Raw genomic sequence first — 16599 nt, forward strand, 5'->3', positions numbered from 1 at the left:
CGGGCGGAGGTGACTTGACCAGCGCTGGGCCAGGTCAGATGCTGTCGGAGCGTTTTTCCGAGTCCTGCAACTCCTCCTCGGTGTTGTTCCATTGCTCTGAAAGCGCTTCATAGGCATCAGAGAATCCCTTTCGAGCCTTCTCCCAGGCAGATGCCGAGCTGTCTTTCAGTTCCTGATACCAGTTTTGAACACGTGCCCTCTGTTCCCGCAACGACTCGAGGCTCTTCTGGGACCGCTCCCGGGCGGTATCGCTCATATCGTCCCAGTTTTTCGAGAGTTGTTGCTCAAGCTCCTGGATGCGTTTATCCAGGGCCGACAATGTTTTGTTGATCGAATCCTCGGCCTGCTCTTTCTGATCAGAACCATACTCCTGAAGCGCCTCACCCAACTCACGGGTTTCCTGCTTAAGCGACTCCACGGAAGAATCCTCGGGTGATGTTTCGGCCAGGGCCGTTCCTGAAAACAGTCCAGCAAAAACGATCGCAAGTGCGTAAGTCCAGTTCTTCATCATTAATTCCTCCCAACACATCATGGGACTGTAGCAGCGAGGTCTGTCTGGATGCACCTTAACTTGAGCTAATACTGAAGTTCAGTATTGCGGCGAAATAAGGCTCTCGACCACCGCCTCACAGACCTGATCCTGATTGAGACCCTCCCCTTTCACCGTCACGTCCGCATACCGGGAATACAGTTCAAAACGCTCTTCGAACAGGGCGTCCAAAGATTGATCCGGCCTCCGGGAAATGCCCCGCATGCTGTGATCGCCGATTCGCTCGATAACCAGTTCAAGCGGGATGTCGAGAAACACGACGGTGCCGTTGCTTTTGAGATGTTCCATGGCACGTTCACTATAGACGGCGCTGCCTCCCGTGCTGATAACCTTGTGCCGGACATCCAGCTTGAGAAGCACCTGTTCTTCTATTCGACGCAGGGCTTCGTAGCCATCCTGGTCTACAATTGCCTGGAGAGTACGATCGGCTTCTTCCTGAATGAGCAAATCGGTATCGACAAACCCGAAACCCAGACGTTTGGCCAGCAGCACACCCACCGTGCTCTTGCCACTGCCGGGCATGCCGATGAGAACGAGGTTGCCTGTGTCGGTCGGGTTAACCATGATGCTCTGGAGGGACCTCTTCATAGAATGAGAACTGGCCGGCATTAAACGCAGAACGTAACATTTTTACGACACAGCGCGCGCTTTATTCCGACCCGCAAGCCCGTATAATTCAGCCAACGGCGGTATTCAAAGAATACCTGAAGCCGGCCACAGACGGCATCTTTCGCGAGTGAGTAATGAACATCGGCAGATCTCTTCTGATCCCATCCATCGCAGCTCTTGTGCTTGCCCTGTCCGCATCCGCCCTGGCGGACGGCATCAAGCGTATCGTGCACCCGGATGGCACCGTCGAATTCACCAACGTAAAAAGTGCCGGCCAGCCCAGAGCCTCCAGCGGTAACGACACCGTCTACCGCTATACGGATGACAACGGCGTGGTTGCCTACAGCAGTATTCAGCCGGCTGCTGCCGAGTTCGACGTTATCCGTTTCCACTGCTATGCCTGCGACCCGGAATCCAGCGTCGACTGGCGCAAAACGCCGCTGTTCACCAAACCCTTCAATTCAGAAATCCAGACCGCGGCACAGGAGTTCGGAGTTGATCCCGCGCTGGTCCGCGCTGTGATTCACGCCGAATCGGCCTTCAATGAAAAAGCCCTCTCCCCGGTGGGAGCCCAGGGGCTAATGCAACTCATGCCCGGCACGGCTGAAGAACTGGGTGTACGGAACGCGTTGGCGGCTGCCGAGAATATCCGTGGCGGGGTGCATTATCTGGCCAAGATGCTCGACCGGTTCAATGGTGACATCCGGCTGGCCACCGCCGCCTACAACGCGGGGCCTGGCGCCGTCAGTCGATACCAGGGGGTACCGCCCTACGCCGAAACAAAGGCCTATGTCGAAAGGGTTGGCATCCTTCACGAGCGCTACGCCGCTCTGTAGGCCCCTCAGAGGTCCGATAACCAATGAATTTCAAGCGTCTGGAGACCTTCATCTGGGTTGCAACGCTTGGCAGCTTCCGCAAGGCCGCCGAGCACCAGCACACCACCCAGCCAGCCATTTCAAACCGAATTGCCGCGCTTGAAGACGAGCTTGGCGTCAGGCTGTTCGAGCGGGAATCCGGGCACAGCAAGCTTACAAGCAAGGGGCAGGAGCTGCTGCCCTATGCCGAGAAAATTGTCTTCATGGCCCAGCAGCTGCGCAAGCGCGCAGACCGGGGGGCGTCGCTCTCCGGCATTCTCAGGCTCGGGGTCTCCGAAACAATTGTGCACTCCTGGCTGCCGCGTTTTTTCCGGGAACTGCACGAAACGGCCCCCAATCTGGATGTGGAAATTACCGTGGATGTCTCCGGCAACCTCCGATCCGGTTTGCTGGACCGGAGCCTCGATCTGGCCTTCCTGATGGGGCCCGTATCTGAGCCGAAAATTGAAAACCGCGCGCTTTGCAGTTTCCCACTGATCTGGGTCGCCAGTCCCGAGCTCAACCTCCCGGATCGGCTCCTGGCTCTCAAGGAGCTGGCCGAATGGCCCATCATTACTTATGCCAGGAACACCAAACCCTTTGCTGAAATCAGCCAGAAATTCAGCGAGATGGATGAACTCCCTGCCCGTTTCTATTCCTCAAGTTCGCTGGCAGCCTGCCGGCAATTGACCCTGGATGGCATTGGTATCTCTACGCTTCCGCTGAGCGTGATCAAGCATGAACTGGAAAGCGGTCGTCTGGTCCAGCTCAACACCTCGTGGTCGCCCTCCGAGCTCGCCTTCACCGCGTCTTATTCCGGTGCCCCTTTCAACCCGATTGCCGAACTCGCAGCAAACCTTGGTGTGATGGTTTCTGACGAATACGACCGGACAACACATCACGAAAACTTATCGCCAGACCTAAAAAACGATAATTAGACTTTTTCACCAGCCGGTATACCCTGAAATTTAGTTGTAAAAAACAATTTCAATCAGGGGTTACCGTCATGCACACCGGTGCGTATTCCGATTTCAAGAACAACCTGCTTGATCAGGCCTCAGAATTACGCGCTCGCATTCGTTCGGGCGCCCACACAGCGCCCACAAGTGGCCTGGCCAACAGCCTCTTGCAGGGGAACGTGGTCATCCTGCCGTCCGAATGGGCCGGGGATTTTCTCCTATACTGTCAGAATAACCCGGTTTCCTGTCCCCTGATCGGCATGTCTCAACCCGGGGACCCGACCCTTCCCGACCTTGGACACGATCTGGATATCCGGACCGATGTGCCTGAATACCAGGTTTTCCGGAATGGCGAGCGAGCAGAGACAGCCACAGACCTCAAGAGCCTCTGGCGGGACGACCTGGTGACCTTTGTCCTGGGCTGTTCATTCTCGTTTGAGGATGCCTTGATCAGGGCCGGGCTCTCGGTGCGGAACGTGGACGAGGGACGGAACGTTTCAATGTTCCGCTCGAATATCGCTACCCGGCCCGCCGGCCCGTTCAGTGGCAACATGGTGGTCTCCATGCGCCCGTTCAATGGTGCGGATGCAATCCGCGCGATACAGATTACGACCCGCCTGCCAAAGGCCCACGGTGCACCGGTTCATATCGGCGATCCGGCGCTCATTGGCATTGAGGACGTTAACCAGCCTGATTTTGGAGATCCGGTAACGATCAGGCCGGGCGAACTTCCGCTGTTCTGGGCCTGCGGGGTTACCCCGCAACTGGCCCTCGAGAACGCTCGCCTGCCTTTCGCAATAACCCATGTACCGGGAAAAATGCTGCTTACCGAGCGGCTGAATGAAGAACTGGCGGTACTCTGAAGCCGCCGTTCAACTGAAACGATAAAAAAACAGAAACACGGGAGATTCGTTATGTTCAAAAAACTCGCCACAGCCACCCTGGTTACCGGGGCGCTGCTGACTTCATCCGTCCAGGCTCAGCAATGGCACATGCCAACGCCTTACGGCGATGCCAACCTGCCTACCCAGATTGCCTACGGTTTTGCCGAGGACATTAAAAACGGCACCGATGGTGACCTCACCATCACCGTTCATTCCGGTGCCTCCCTGGTCAAGCACCCGGAAATTCCCCGGGCAGTAAGAACCGGTCAGGTGCAGCTGGGTGAAATCTTCATCGGCATCATGGGCAACACCCATCCGGTGTTCAAACACGACAACATTCCGTTCCTGGCAACCAGCTTCGAAGATGCCAAAAGACTCTGGGAAGCCGCCAAGCCCCAGATCGAAAAGCAGCTGGACAAGGAAGGCATGACCCTGCTTTACACCGTGCCATGGCCAGCCCAGAGCCTGTATACCAAAGCCCCGGTCAACACCCTGGAAGACCTGCAAGGCCTGAAGATGCGGGCTTACAGCCCTTCCACTTCGCGTCTCGCTGACCTGATGAACACAACCCCGACAACGGTTCAGGTGCCCGAGATCCCGCAGGCGTTCAGCACCGGCATTATCGATGCCATGATCACCTCACCGTCGACAGGCGCCAACGGGCAGGCCTGGGATTACCTTTCCCACTACACCGATATCAAGGCCTGGATTCCCAAGAACGTTGTGGTCGTCAACAAGCGTGCTTTCCGTCGCCTGAGCGATGAACAGCGCCAGGTGATCCTGGATGCGGCCGCTGCTGCCGAGGCCAAAGGCTGGGAAGGCGTTCGCAAGACCGCCGCGGAAGACACCGCCACTCTGGCGGAAAATGGCATCACGGTCTCCGAACCGTCTGATGAACTGATGGCCGAACTCCAGAAGATCGGCGACATCATGGTGGAAGAGTGGAAACAGGAAGCACCGGAAGAAGTCGGCGCTATCCTCTCCAACTACCGCTAAAAGTTCACTCAACGGAAGCCTCCCGAGTATCGGGAGGCTGTTCCGGGAGGCATCCGTTATGAACTCTCTTCGAGAGAAATTTTATCTGGCATCCGGCTACGCTGCTGGTTTCTGCATCGCCCTGATCATGGTCGTCATCCTGGCGCAGATCGTCGGCCGCCTGTTCGGCTTTATCATTCCATCAGCGGAAGACGTGTCCGGCTGGGCGCTTGCAGCCTCCACCTTCTTCGGTCTTGCCTACACCTTTCATAACGGCGGCCATATCCGGGTCACCCTGGTTATCCAGAAGTGGTCGGCACGGCCGAGATTCTGGCAGGAGCTGGTCGTACTTATTTTCGGGTTCGCACTCGCCTGCTATATGACATTCTATTGCTGGCACATGGTCTGGGAATCCTACATTTTCGAGGAGGTCTCCCACGGCTATATTCCCGTTCCCATCTGGATCCCGCAGGTTCCGGTTGCACTGGGGATGACCGCACTCAACATTGCCATCCTGGACGATCTGGTTGCTGTGATTCGCAAGCGCACACCGTCCTATCAGCAGCATGAAGACGAGCTGAACCTGGAGGACGTGTAATGGATATCGCGTTTCTCTCCATTGTACTGGCCGTGGCGATGATCCTGATGCTCGCGGTGGGCGTGTGGGTATCTCTGACGCTGGTTGGCATTGGCGTTCTGGGCCTGCTGCTCTCAGGCAACGATCAGATCGGCCTGTTGTTCGCCACATCGAGCTGGGGCGCAAGCACCAGTTGGTCCCTGACCGCCCTGCCCATGTTCATCTGGATGGGCGAGGTTCTGTTTCGTACCCGACTTTCAGAGGATCTGTTCAAGGGGCTGGCGCCCTGGATGGGCGGACTGCCCGGCAAGCTCCTCCATGTGAATATTCTGAGCTGTGGCATTTTTGCGGCAGTTTCCGGCTCCTCGGCTGCCACGGCCGCAACCATTGGCCGAATGACCCTGCCGGAACTGAAGGCCCAGGGTTACAGCGACAAGATGGCGGTAGGCACCCTGGCCGGCTCCGGCACGCTGGGGCTGTTGATTCCGCCCTCCATTATTCTGATTGTTTATGGCGTGGCCGCGGAAGTTTCCATTGGGCGCCTGTTTATTGCCGGTGCTCTGCCCGGCCTGATGCTGGTGGCCATGTTCATGGGTTACACCATGATCTGGGCCAAGCTCAACAAAGATCAGCTGCCAACCACCAAAAAGGAAAATCTGGCGTTCTCGGTCAAGATCAAGGCCCTGAAGATGCTGCTCCCGATCGTTGGCCTGATCATTTTCGTACTCGGTTCTATCTATACCGGTTTTGCCACACCAACCGAAGCCGCTGCGCTGGGCGTGTTCGGCGCGCTGATCATCGCGGCCGCAACCGGTTCACTCAGCATCCAGAGTTTCAAGGACAGCTTGTTGGGCGCTGTGAAAAGCTCCTGCATGATCGGCCTGATTCTCGTCGGTGCCCACTTTCTGACCCTGGCCATGGGCTTCCTGGGTATTCCGCGGGAACTGGCCGCCTGGATCGGCAGCATGTCCCTGTCACCGTTCGAACTTCTGGTTGGCCTGACAGTGCTGTTCGTCCTACTCGGCTGTTTCCTGGACGGGATTTCGGTTGTGGTTCTGACCGTGGCGGTTGTCATGCCGATGGTTCAGCAGGCCGGCATCGACTTGCTCTGGTTCGGGATCTTTATTGTGCTGGTGGTAGAGATGGCACAGATTACGCCCCCGGTGGGCTTCAACCTGTTTGTCATCCAGGCTCTGACAGGTAAAGACATACTGTACGTGGCCCGGGCAGCCCTGCCGTTCTTCCTGCTGATCATGGCAGCACTTTTCCTGATCGGCTGGTTCCCGGAGATTGTCACCTACCTACCCCAGACCATGAGCCAGGGGTAATGCAGGACACAACGTTTTTCGGAGGTACACAATGAAACTCAACTGCGACATGGGCGAGAGCTTTGGCACCTGGACCAAGGGCATGGATGCCGAAGTCATGCCCTACATTGATATGGCCAGTATTGCCTGCGGGTTTCATGCATCCGACCCGCTGACCATGGACCACACGGTCAAACTGGCTCTGGCCCAGAACGTGACCATTGGCGCCCACCCGGGCTACCCGGACCTGCTGGGGTTTGGCCGTCGGGACATGGACTGCCGCCCGGACGAGCTCAAGGCTATCCTGGTTTACCAAATGGCGGCGCTCAACGGCATCTGCCAGGTACATGGCACTTCCATCTCCTACGTGAAGCCCCACGGCGCCCTGTATAACCGGATGATGGTCGATAACACCACCTTGTCCGTGGTTATGTCCGCCGTTCGCTCCTACGCACCAAAGTGCCCCCTGGTGGTCATGGCAACGCCGGACTGGCAACAGGTCAAGGATCGCGCAGACGAATACGGCATCGAGGTCTGGTTCGAGGCGTTCTCTGATCGCGCCTACAGCGACGAGGGCAGACTGGTAAAACGGTCGGTTCGCGGTGCCGTGCACGAGACAACCGAAGCCATTGAGGCGCAGGTCACCCAGATTATCCGCGAAGGAACGGTCACCTCGATCTCGGGCAAACCTATTCCGATCAAAGCGGACACCATCTGTATTCACGGCGACAGCTACCATGCCGTCGACGCCGCACGGCATATGCGACAGGTCGTGGAAGCGCTATGAGGATCGAGTCGGTCAACGAAAACACCTGCATGGTGTATTTTGGCGACCAGATCGGTGCGGAATCCGCAGGCCTGGTCAAGCGGGCCACGGACCGGCTGCGGCGCGACATGTCCGACCTCATTGTTGACCTGGTCCCCTCATACACCTCAATTCTGGTGACCTGGGATCTGGAACAGGCTGACCGGTTTGCCATCGTCCGCAGGGTGCGCGCAGCGATCGACTCCGAGGATGATGGTTCCACCGGGGGCGACTCTGCCCGCATCGTCGAGCTCCCCGTCTACTATGATCCCGAAGTGGGTCTGGACCTGGAGGATGTCTGCGAGCATGCCGGCCTGTCCCGGGACGAGGTCGTTCGCATTCACAGTGAACAGCTTTATCAGGTCTACGCCATCGGCTTCGCTCCGGGGTTTGCCTACCTGGGAAGTACCGACGAACGGATTGCCATTCCGCGGAAATCCACGCCCCGACTGAAAGTCCCTACCGGCAGCGTCGGTATCGCAGGTACCCAAACCGCAATCTACCCGAGCTGCACACCGGGTGGCTGGCAAATCATTGGCCGCACGCCGCAGAAAATGGTGGATTGGGACAGCGACTCTCTGGCCCTGGTACAGGTCGGCGATCAGGTGCGCTTTCGCGCCATAAGCCGGGACGAATTCCTCGAGCTGGGAGGCAACCTCGATGAGCTTTGAAGTCCTCGAACCCGGAATGCTCGCCCTTGTTCAGGATGCCGGCCGCCACGGCTACCAGCATATGGGCGTGACCACCGGCGGCCCCATGGACGAGTTTGCATTTTTCTGGGCGAACCGCCTGCTGGACAATGATCTCAATGCCCCACAGATCGAAATCACCTTTGGCAGGTTCAGCCTGAAGGCGAACCATGAGGCCTGCATTGCCATTACCGGCGGCGATCTGGGCGCCCGTATCAACGATCAGGCCATTGCGCCCTGGCGCACCCATCACATCAATAAGGGCGACAGACTGGACTTCACCGCGCCTGTGAGCGGCTTGCGGGCCTACCTGGCGGTCAGCGGCGGATTCAAGCCAGCCATGAAGCTTGGCAGTTGCGCCACCGTGGCACGCGAGGGCCTGGGCGGCCTGGATGGCAAAGGCGCGAAACTTGCCAAGGGCGATACGCTGGAGTTTGAGAAAAACGCATCGTTTGTTGAAGCTTTTCTTCCCGAGCCGGAAGTCCCCGATTATCAACAACACCTGCGCCTGGGGGTTATTCCCGGCTATCAGTATCGGAGCTTCCCCATAGTTCAGCGGGAGAAGTTTTTCTCGTGCGATTACGAAATCAGCCAGAATATTGATCGCATGGGCTATCGCCTGAAGGGCGATGCGATTCATTCGGATCTGGACGGGATTATTTCGGAAGGGATCGCCTACGGAGCTATTCAGGTGCCCAAAGATGGCCAGCCAATCGTTCTGATGAAAGACCGGCAAACCATCGGCGGCTACCCGAAAATCGGCTGCCTGAGCGCGCTGGATGCAGGCCTTCTGGCCCAGCGTGGGCCGGGATCATCGGTGAGCTTCTTCCTCTCGGACGTTGCCGAGGCCGAAGGCCGCCGAATGCTGTTTAACCAGAGGCTGAAAACAGGCGCGCCCGGCGTCAGGTAGACCTGACGCCGGGCGCGTTTGGCACCGATTGTCGCCGCTTATTCCGAGGCGGCAATCAGACTGGCGTTACCGCCCGCGGCCGTTGTGTCGACACACAGGTGGCGTTCGATCACAAATCGCTGATCCAGCGTGTGCTCAGTGATCAGCGGTAGCAACGCACCGTCACGCTTGGCCAGTGCCTCGCGATATGCTTTTAGCAGGGGCTGATCGCCACAGCTGACTACCGCCTCGAAGCCATCGATGGTTGCCAGTGCTTCCGGCTCCAACAGGCCCTCGGCGCCAACAATCGGCATCCCGGCCTTGTTCGCTTGATCGACCACATCCTGGGTGCCCGGTGCAATCACCACCACCTTGTTGCCCTGTGACAACGCGGTACCCGCCTGCTCCAGAGCAGTTTCCTTGTCCGGTCCCAGACACAGCACCACGCCACGGGCATGGTTGGACAGGCGGTTGGTCTCACCCGTTGGCCCGGGTAGCGCTTCCACGTGAGCGTCCAGTGGCTCCGGAACATTGCCAAAGATGGGCCGGATTGCGTCCATACGAGCTTCAGGCCTGGACGCCTTCAGTTTGTCCAGCTGCCCGATGAGCTTCTGCAACTGCTTGGCATCCACCTTCCTGGCGTTCGAATCCGCCTCGCGCTCGACCGTTTCACCTTTCAGGAAACGACGGACGTACTGCGGACCACCGGCCTTTGGACCGGTGCCAGACAGGCCTTCACCACCGAATGGCTGGGAGCCCACGATGGCACCGATCTGGTTGCGGTTCACATAGGTGTTACCCACCTTGATCCGGCTGGTAATACGCTCGACGCGGCGATCCACACGGCTGTGGATGCCAAACGTCAGGCCGTAGCCCTTGGCGTTGATGTCGTCCACCACCTTGTCGATGTTCTTCGCCTCGAACGTGGCCACGTGCAGGACTGGCCCGAAGATTTCTTCTTCCAGCTCCTCAATACCACTGACGCTGAGAACTGCCGGCGAAACGAACAGGCCTTTCTCGGGGACTTTCATTTTCTTCAGCAACTTGCCGTTGCGCTCGAACTTCTCGCAGTGGTCCACGATCTTCTTGCGGGCGTTCTCGTCGATCACCGGGCCCACATCCGTGGACAGCAGCCAGGGATCGCCGATGCCGAGCTCTTCCATTGCACCGTAGAGCATTTCCAGAAGGCCATCGGCAATGTCTCTCTGCACATAGAGCATACGCAGGGCGGAACACCGCTGACCGGCACTCTGGAACGAAGACGCCAGCACGTCACGGACGACCTGCTCCGGCAATGCCGTGGAGTCCACGATCATCGCGTTCAGACCACCGGTCTCTGCCACCAGCGGCGCGTCCGGCGCCATGTTCTCGGTCATGACCTTGTTAATGCGCTGGGCAGTAGCGGTAGAACCGGTAAAGCACACGCCGCTCACCCGCGAATCGGAGGTCAGGGCTGCACCCACGGTTGCGCCGGTACCCGGGACCAACTGGATGGCATCCTTCGGGATACCCGCCTGATGCATCAGTTCCACGGCGCGAATAGCCAGCAGGGATGTCTGCTCAGCCGGCTTCGCTACCACGGTGTTACCTGCCGCGAGGTTGGCCAGAATCTGCCCGGTGAAGATCGCCAGCGGGAAGTTCCAGGGCGAAATACAACACATCACGCCGCGGGCATCGCCGCTGTCTTTATAGCGGATGGCCTCGTTGGCGTAGTACTGTGAGAAATCGACCGCTTCACGGATCTCAGCAACCGCATCCAGCAGGGATTTGCCCGCTTCGCGGGTCGTGAGCGCGAACAACTCGGCGTAGTTCTCCTCGTACAGGTCGCCCACCTTGCGAACGCAGGCAGCACGCTCTTCAGCCGATTTGGCGGACCAGCTCTCGAACGCGGCCGCCGCTAAGGTAATCGCGGTGTCTACATCAGCATCGGAGGCCTGGGTGACGTGGCCAACCAGATCATCCGGATCGGCCGGGTTACGTACCACCTGGATTTCGGTACCGGCCACCTCGCCCGCAATCAGCGGACCACCTTTCCAGCGATAGTCTTTGTAGGCTCCGCGACCTTTCTCGATCTCGTTAACCGTGACCGGATCGGTAATATCCCAGCCTTTGGAGTTGCGACGCTGATCGCCAAACAGCTTGAACGGGTGCACGATCGCCTTGCTGGAAATGTTATTGCCCATCTCCTCAACACTGACAATCGGGTCCTTGGCGATCTCTTCCGGTGTGATGCGCTTGTCCACAATCTGGTTCACGAAGGAGCTGTTGGCACCGTTCTCCAACAAACGACGCACCAGGTACGCCAGAAGATCCTTGTGCGGGCCAACCGGCGCATAAATGCGACAGGGCACGCCACTGACCTTCAGAACCTCATTGTGCAGGGATTCGCCCATGCCGTGGAGGCGTTGGAATTCGTAGTTGTCCACACCCTTGGTCTTGGCCATTTCGAGAATGGCAGATACCGAATGCGCGTTGTGGGTGGCGAACTGTGGGTAAATCCGGTTCGTCATGTTCAACAGCTTGGTGGCACAGGACAGGAACGAGACGTCACTGCAGGCCTTGCGGGTAAACACGGGGAACCCGTTCAGACCCATCACCTGGGCACGCTTGATTTCAGCATCCCAGTAGGCACCTTTCACCAGACGCACCATGAACTTGCGGTCGTACTTCTCGGCCAGCCCGTAGAGCCAGTCGAGTACGAAAGAGGAGCGCTTGCCATAGGCCTGAACAACCACGCCAAAGCCATCCCAGCCTGCAAGCTCGGGATCCGCCACCAGCTCCTCAATCACATCGAGAGACAGATCCAGACGATCCTGCTCCTCGGCATCGATATTGAAGCCCATATTCGCAGCCGCGGCCTTTTTGACCAGTTCGCGGGCCCGGGGCAGCAACTCGTTCATGACGCGCTCTTTGTTGCCGTACTCGTAACGGGCCAGCAGGGCGGATAACTTGACCGAGATGCCCGGGTTCTTGCGGACATCGCCCTTGCTCGCCTTGGCAATGCTGTCGATGGCGTTGGAATAGGAGTCGTAATAACGCTTGGCGTCATCATCGGTGCGGGCAGCTTCGCCCAGCATGTCGTAGGAATAGGTGTAACCCTTGGCCATGTATTCCTTGGCCTCATCCTGGGCTTCATCGATATCGCGACCCAGAACGAACTGTCGACCCATCTCTTTCATCGCCTGACCGGCCACGGTACGGATGACCGGCTCGCCGAAGCGCTTGAGCAGCTTGCGCAGGGTTTCACCCACGGTGTTGCGCTCGGAATCCTTGAGCAGGTTGCTGGTCATCAGCAGGGCAACGGTGGCGGTGTTGATCAGCCCAGAGGACGCCTTGCCCACGTGGGTGCCCCAGGCACCGGAGGTGATCTTGTCTTCGATCAGCTCGTGGATGGTGGTGTTGTCAGGCACCCGCAACAGCGCCTCGGCCAGACACATCAGGGCAACGCCTTCCTTGGTCGTCAGGCCATACTCCGCCAGGAATTTTTCCATGATGGTGGACTTGGCATTCTTGCGAACGCTGCGCACCAGTTCAGCCGCACGAGCGGAAATGGCGTCGCGCTCGGCCTGGGACAACTGGGCACCGGCAATCATCTCGTGGATAACCTTGTGCTCGTCAGCGAGATAATAATCACGAATCGCCTGCCGGCTATCGACAAGCTCGGGCGTCTGTGATTGCTGCGGTCTCATAGTTGTACCCTCTTAGTTGTTTGTCTCTCCGGCATTCTACCGAGATCGACAAAGACTATTTCGCTATAAATTCAAGGCAAGCGTGCCATTACGTCTTTAATACATCACAAAAAATTAATAATTTTCTCCAAAAAACGTGATTTTCGGTCACTTTGCCTGTCGTAGTCCTGCTATGCGGCTTTCAATGCCAGCTCTCTGAGCACTCCATGAGCCACCGAGAAAACGGCACAATCCACATCATTGGCGGCCTGCATGTCGTTCAGCATCCGCTCCCAGCGGGCGAGTAACATCCGCTTGTTCCCCCGCCACGCCTCAATCCGTTTCTCCGGCGTTCCGTCGCCATCAACGGGCTCGGAAAACACGCTGAGCGTGAGATTCCGTAACTGATGGTCCAGCTCGTCCCTGAAATGAATGGTCGCCAACACTTGCCAGTGGCCATTTGCCCGGAAGGCCCGCATTTGCCGGTCCAACCAGGTCAGGTTCAGGCTTTCACCGAGGGTGAAATACACCCAGGCCACCGACTCCAGCTTCTCGTCCAGCTGACGGGCGATCTCGACCATGTCCATCAGCCAGTAGCGGCTTTCCGCGGAAGCGCACCAGGCGGAAAGATCTTCCGGAACCATCCGCTCACAGTATTCAGCATAGCGTTCATACCAGCGACTTGCAGGAATCACCGATTCAAGTCGGCTTTTCGAGGCCAGCACATCCGCCATGGGAGCCCGGTAATGGTCGATACAGGAAACCGGGTCCAGCGCCTGCCGGCGGTTCTGCAAGAGCCAGCTGGTGCTTCGGGTCACCAACCGGATGGCATCGGCGAACAGGTCTGCCTGAACGCCGGCGTCAATTTTTCCATCCAGTGATTCCATACTCTCCCAATGGGCGTCTACGTCATGTATTCGCAGGGAGATCAGGTAGGCCGAGGCAATCCGTCCAGCATCAGCCCCGGTAGCGCTGCGTATCCGGTCAAACCAGGTGATCCCCATGCGATTTACCATGTCGTTGGCAATCTGGGTGGCCGAGATTTCTGCACGCAGGGGATGGGCCCCCACCGCTTCCGGGAAGGCGGCCAGCAGAGAGGCCGGGAAAGCCGAGTGCAGCGCAGAATTGAATCGCGGGTCATGGACGATCGGTGATGCGACCAGGGCCTGCTTGAGTTCAATTTTTGCGTAGGAAACCAGTACCGCCAGTTCAGGGCGTGTCAGGCCGCCGCCGTGCTCACGGCGAGCCTGCAATTCTTCATCCGACGGAAGAAATTCGAGACTGCGGTCCAGTTTGCCTTCTGTCTCCAGCCTGCGCATCAGCCGTTCGTACTGGTCTGCGGTGGCAACTGCGGGGTTCTGGGCAAGACTCAGCGCCATCGCCTGTCGGTAATTGTTGCGCAGCACCAGTTCGGCCACCTCAGACGTCATGGCCCTGAGCATCCGGTTGCGCTCCGGAAGCGACATCAGCTGTCGGTGCACCAGGTCATTCAGCAGAATCTTGATGTTCACCTCATGGTCCGAGCAGTCGACGCCACCGGCGTTATCGATAAAATCACTGTTCACGGAGCCGCCACGACGGGCGAAGTCGATCCGGGCCTTCTGGGTAACACCCAGGTTCCCGCCTTCTCCCAATGCCTTGCATCGCAGTTCGTTACTGTCGATTCGAAGCGCATCGTTGGCCTTGTCGCCCACATCCTCATGGGACTCCGAAGGCGCCTTCACATAGGTCCCGATACCACCGTTCCAGAGCATGTCTACCGGCGCTTTCAACAAAGCGCTGATCAGATCCGCAGGCGACAGGCTGCGTGCCTTGATGCCCAACACCTTGCGCATCTGCGACGACACAGGAATAGACTTCATGGACCGGGAGAAAACACCGCCCCCGTCGCTGATCAGCTGGGTATCGTAATCGGCCCAGGATGAGCCGGACAGTTTGAAAAGCCGCTCTCGCTCGCGAAACGAGGCCGCAGCATCCGGATCCGGGTCGACAAAAATATGCTGGTGATTGAATGCACCGATAAGTCGAATTCGGTCGGATAGGAGCATGCCGTTGCCGAATACATCGCCACCCATATCGCCAATACCGACTACGGTGAACTCATCGCTCTGGGTATCGGTGCCTTTTTCCAGGAAGTGCCGTTTCACCGACTCCCAGGCGCCCCGGGCGGTGATACCCATTTTCTTGTGGTCGTAGCCCTCACTGCCCCCGGAGGCAAAGGCATCGCCCAGCCAGAAGTTGTACTCTGCCGCCAGTGCGTTGGCGATATCGGAAAACGTGGCTGTGCCCTTGTCGGCGGCGACCACCAGATAGGTGTCATCGCTGTCATAGCGAACGACATTGGCAGGAGGGACTACCTGGCCGTCATCAAGGTTATCAGTGATATCCAGCAGCCCCCTTATGAAGGTCTGATAGCAGGCAACCCCTTCTTCGCGAACGGCCTCCCGAGAGCCATCCCTGGGCGGCTGCTTCACCACGAAGCCACCCTTGGCGCCTGCAGGCACGATCACCGAGTTCTTGACCTGCTGGGCCTTCACCAGGCCAAGGATCTCCGTACGGTAATCCTCAATCCGGTCGGACCAGCGAAGGCCACCCCGCGCCACTGGCCCGGCACGCAGATGCACGCCTTCAATTCGGGGCGAGTACACAAAAATCTCGAACTTTGGCCTTGGGCGCGGTATGTCAGGAATCGACGACGGGTCCAGCTTGAGCGACAGATAGGACGGAAACCCGCCATCCTCCCGGACCTGGAAATAGTTGGTTCTCAGCGTTGCCCGAATGAGCATGAAGAAACGCCGCAGAATGCGGTCGTCATCGAGGCTCGCCACCGCTTCCAGCGAATCCCGCAGCTCTGCCTCAAGCTTTTCTGTCCTGGACTTACGTCCTTTTACCCCGGGCTCGAACCGATTGAAAAAGAACGCCACAAGCCGCGACGTGATATCCGGATGCCGGGCCAGGGTTTCTGCAATGAACGGCTGGCTGAATCCGAATCGCAGTTGTTTCACGTAGCGGGCATAGGCTCTGATCAGCGCCACTTCCCGCCAGCTCAGGCCGCAGAGCATGATCAGCTGGTTGAAATCGTCGTTTTCTGCAAAGCCGTTCCAGATCTCACGGAACGCCGACTGGATCAGCGGCCTTGCAGCACTCAGGTCGGCTTGCCGGCACCGGTCGTGGAGTTCGACGGTAAAATCACTGACGCCGAAATTTTCGCCATCCCGTCGACGAACCCGGTAGGGGTGCTCGCCCAGAACCCGCATACCCAGGTTCTCCAGAATCGGAATCACATCTGACAGGATAACCGGCTGGCCTTCGCTGTAGAGCTTGAAGTGGAATCCGGTTTCGGAGGGATCTCGGGGTTGGTAGAACCGCATGGGCACATCGGTGCTGACGGCAATGGACTGGATCTGCTCAATATCGGCAAGTGCCTCGGACACCGGAAACCTCGCCCGGTAGGCCGAAGGAAACCCGCCACTGAACACCTGGGCATAGCGCCCGCCAATCGACTCGCCGAAACTCCGGACCAGTTCGCCGTGGAGGTCGTCATCCCAGGATCGGGACTCCTCCACCATCCGGGCCACGATCTCCCGGAGTTCAAGGGAGTCGTCGTTATCGGACGCCTGGTTCTGGAGGACATCGGCAAGCTGTTCCAGCAGGGTTTGTTTTTGTAATGCGCGGGAATCGGTCATCGAAACTCTCCGGACTTGGTAAACGTTCTTACTGGGCTGATGAACCTACCAGTATACGCAAGGCCGGAAAGTCACTTAGACCATATAGTTTCGGATTAGAGGAGTTTCGATTATATTTGCCATATGATTTAGCCGTTAATTTAACCT

At 58.1% G+C, this 16599-nt stretch carries 13 protein-coding genes; 9 read left to right on the forward strand and 4 right to left on the reverse strand.

Going from position 1 to position 16599, the window contains the following annotated elements; all coding sequences use genetic code 11:
- Nucleotides 1-34: 34 nt before the first annotated feature.
- Together EDB94_RS05135 and EDB94_RS05140 are read right to left on the reverse strand one after the other, a co-directional pair.
- The gene (locus EDB94_RS05135) at nucleotides 35-511 is read right to left on the reverse strand and encodes a hypothetical protein (protein WP_088556610.1); all 477 of its coding nucleotides are present in this window, start codon (nucleotides 509-511) and stop codon (nucleotides 35-37) included.
- Nucleotides 512-589: 78 nt separating this feature from the next.
- Entirely contained in the window at nucleotides 590-1114 is a 525-nt protein-coding gene (locus tag EDB94_RS05140; protein ID WP_108017650.1) for a shikimate kinase, read from the reverse strand.
- 179 nt (nucleotides 1115-1293) lie between these two features.
- On the opposite strand from EDB94_RS05140, the gene EDB94_RS05145 reads away from it, so the two are divergent.
- From EDB94_RS05145 to EDB94_RS05185, 9 genes are all read left to right on the forward strand, one after another.
- The gene (locus tag EDB94_RS05145) at nucleotides 1294-1995 is read left to right on the forward strand and encodes a lytic transglycosylase domain-containing protein (protein ID WP_062781562.1); all 702 of its coding nucleotides are present in this window, start codon (nucleotides 1294-1296) and stop codon (nucleotides 1993-1995) included.
- Nucleotides 1996-2018: 23 nt separating this feature from the next.
- Nucleotides 2019-2951 (forward strand): LysR family transcriptional regulator, encoded by a 933-nt coding sequence (locus EDB94_RS05150; protein WP_062781561.1) that lies wholly within the window; start codon nucleotides 2019-2021, stop codon nucleotides 2949-2951.
- A gap of 68 nt (nucleotides 2952-3019) precedes the next feature.
- Nucleotides 3020-3835, forward strand: a complete 816-nt coding sequence (locus EDB94_RS05155) for a putative hydro-lyase (protein ID WP_053112788.1) — start codon at nucleotides 3020-3022, stop codon at nucleotides 3833-3835.
- A 51-nt stretch (nucleotides 3836-3886) separates the two neighbouring features.
- A complete protein-coding gene (locus tag EDB94_RS05160) occupies nucleotides 3887-4852 on the forward strand; it encodes a TRAP transporter substrate-binding protein (protein WP_014577954.1) in 966 nt (321 codons plus the stop codon).
- Between the two features lie 58 nt (nucleotides 4853-4910).
- Nucleotides 4911-5429 (forward strand): TRAP transporter small permease, encoded by a 519-nt coding sequence (locus EDB94_RS05165; RefSeq protein ID WP_014577955.1) that lies wholly within the window; start codon nucleotides 4911-4913, stop codon nucleotides 5427-5429.
- On the forward strand, nucleotides 5429-6736 hold the full coding sequence (locus EDB94_RS05170; protein ID WP_014577956.1) for a TRAP transporter large permease: 1308 nt from the start codon (nucleotides 5429-5431) through the stop codon (nucleotides 6734-6736). Before EDB94_RS05165 ends, EDB94_RS05170 begins: the two co-directional genes overlap by 1 nt.
- Nucleotides 6737-6767: 31 nt before the next feature.
- Nucleotides 6768-7502, forward strand: coding sequence for a 5-oxoprolinase subunit PxpA (locus EDB94_RS05175; protein WP_008173825.1), 735 nt, complete (start codon nucleotides 6768-6770; stop codon nucleotides 7500-7502).
- Nucleotides 7499-8191, forward strand: coding sequence for a 5-oxoprolinase subunit PxpB (pxpB, locus tag EDB94_RS05180; RefSeq protein ID WP_108017651.1), 693 nt, complete (start codon nucleotides 7499-7501; stop codon nucleotides 8189-8191). Before EDB94_RS05175 ends, pxpB begins: the two co-directional genes overlap by 4 nt.
- The gene (locus EDB94_RS05185; protein ID WP_014577958.1) at nucleotides 8181-9119 is read left to right on the forward strand and encodes a biotin-dependent carboxyltransferase family protein; all 939 of its coding nucleotides are present in this window, start codon (nucleotides 8181-8183) and stop codon (nucleotides 9117-9119) included. The genes pxpB and EDB94_RS05185 overlap by 11 nt, the downstream gene beginning before the upstream one ends.
- A gap of 38 nt (nucleotides 9120-9157) precedes the next feature.
- On the opposite strand, the gene putA is transcribed toward EDB94_RS05185, so the two are convergent.
- Entirely contained in the window at nucleotides 9158-12787 is a 3630-nt protein-coding gene (gene putA, locus EDB94_RS05190) for a bifunctional proline dehydrogenase/L-glutamate gamma-semialdehyde dehydrogenase PutA (protein ID WP_108017652.1), read from the reverse strand.
- A 170-nt stretch (nucleotides 12788-12957) separates the two neighbouring features.
- Nucleotides 12958-16452, reverse strand: a complete 3495-nt coding sequence (locus EDB94_RS05195) for an NAD-glutamate dehydrogenase (RefSeq protein WP_108017653.1) — start codon at nucleotides 16450-16452, stop codon at nucleotides 12958-12960.
- Nucleotides 16453-16599: the final 147 nt, after the last annotated feature.

It is taken from the genome of Marinobacter sp. 3-2, from assembly GCF_003751355.1.
Classification (GTDB): Bacteria; Pseudomonadota; Gammaproteobacteria; order Pseudomonadales; family Oleiphilaceae; genus Marinobacter; species Marinobacter adhaerens.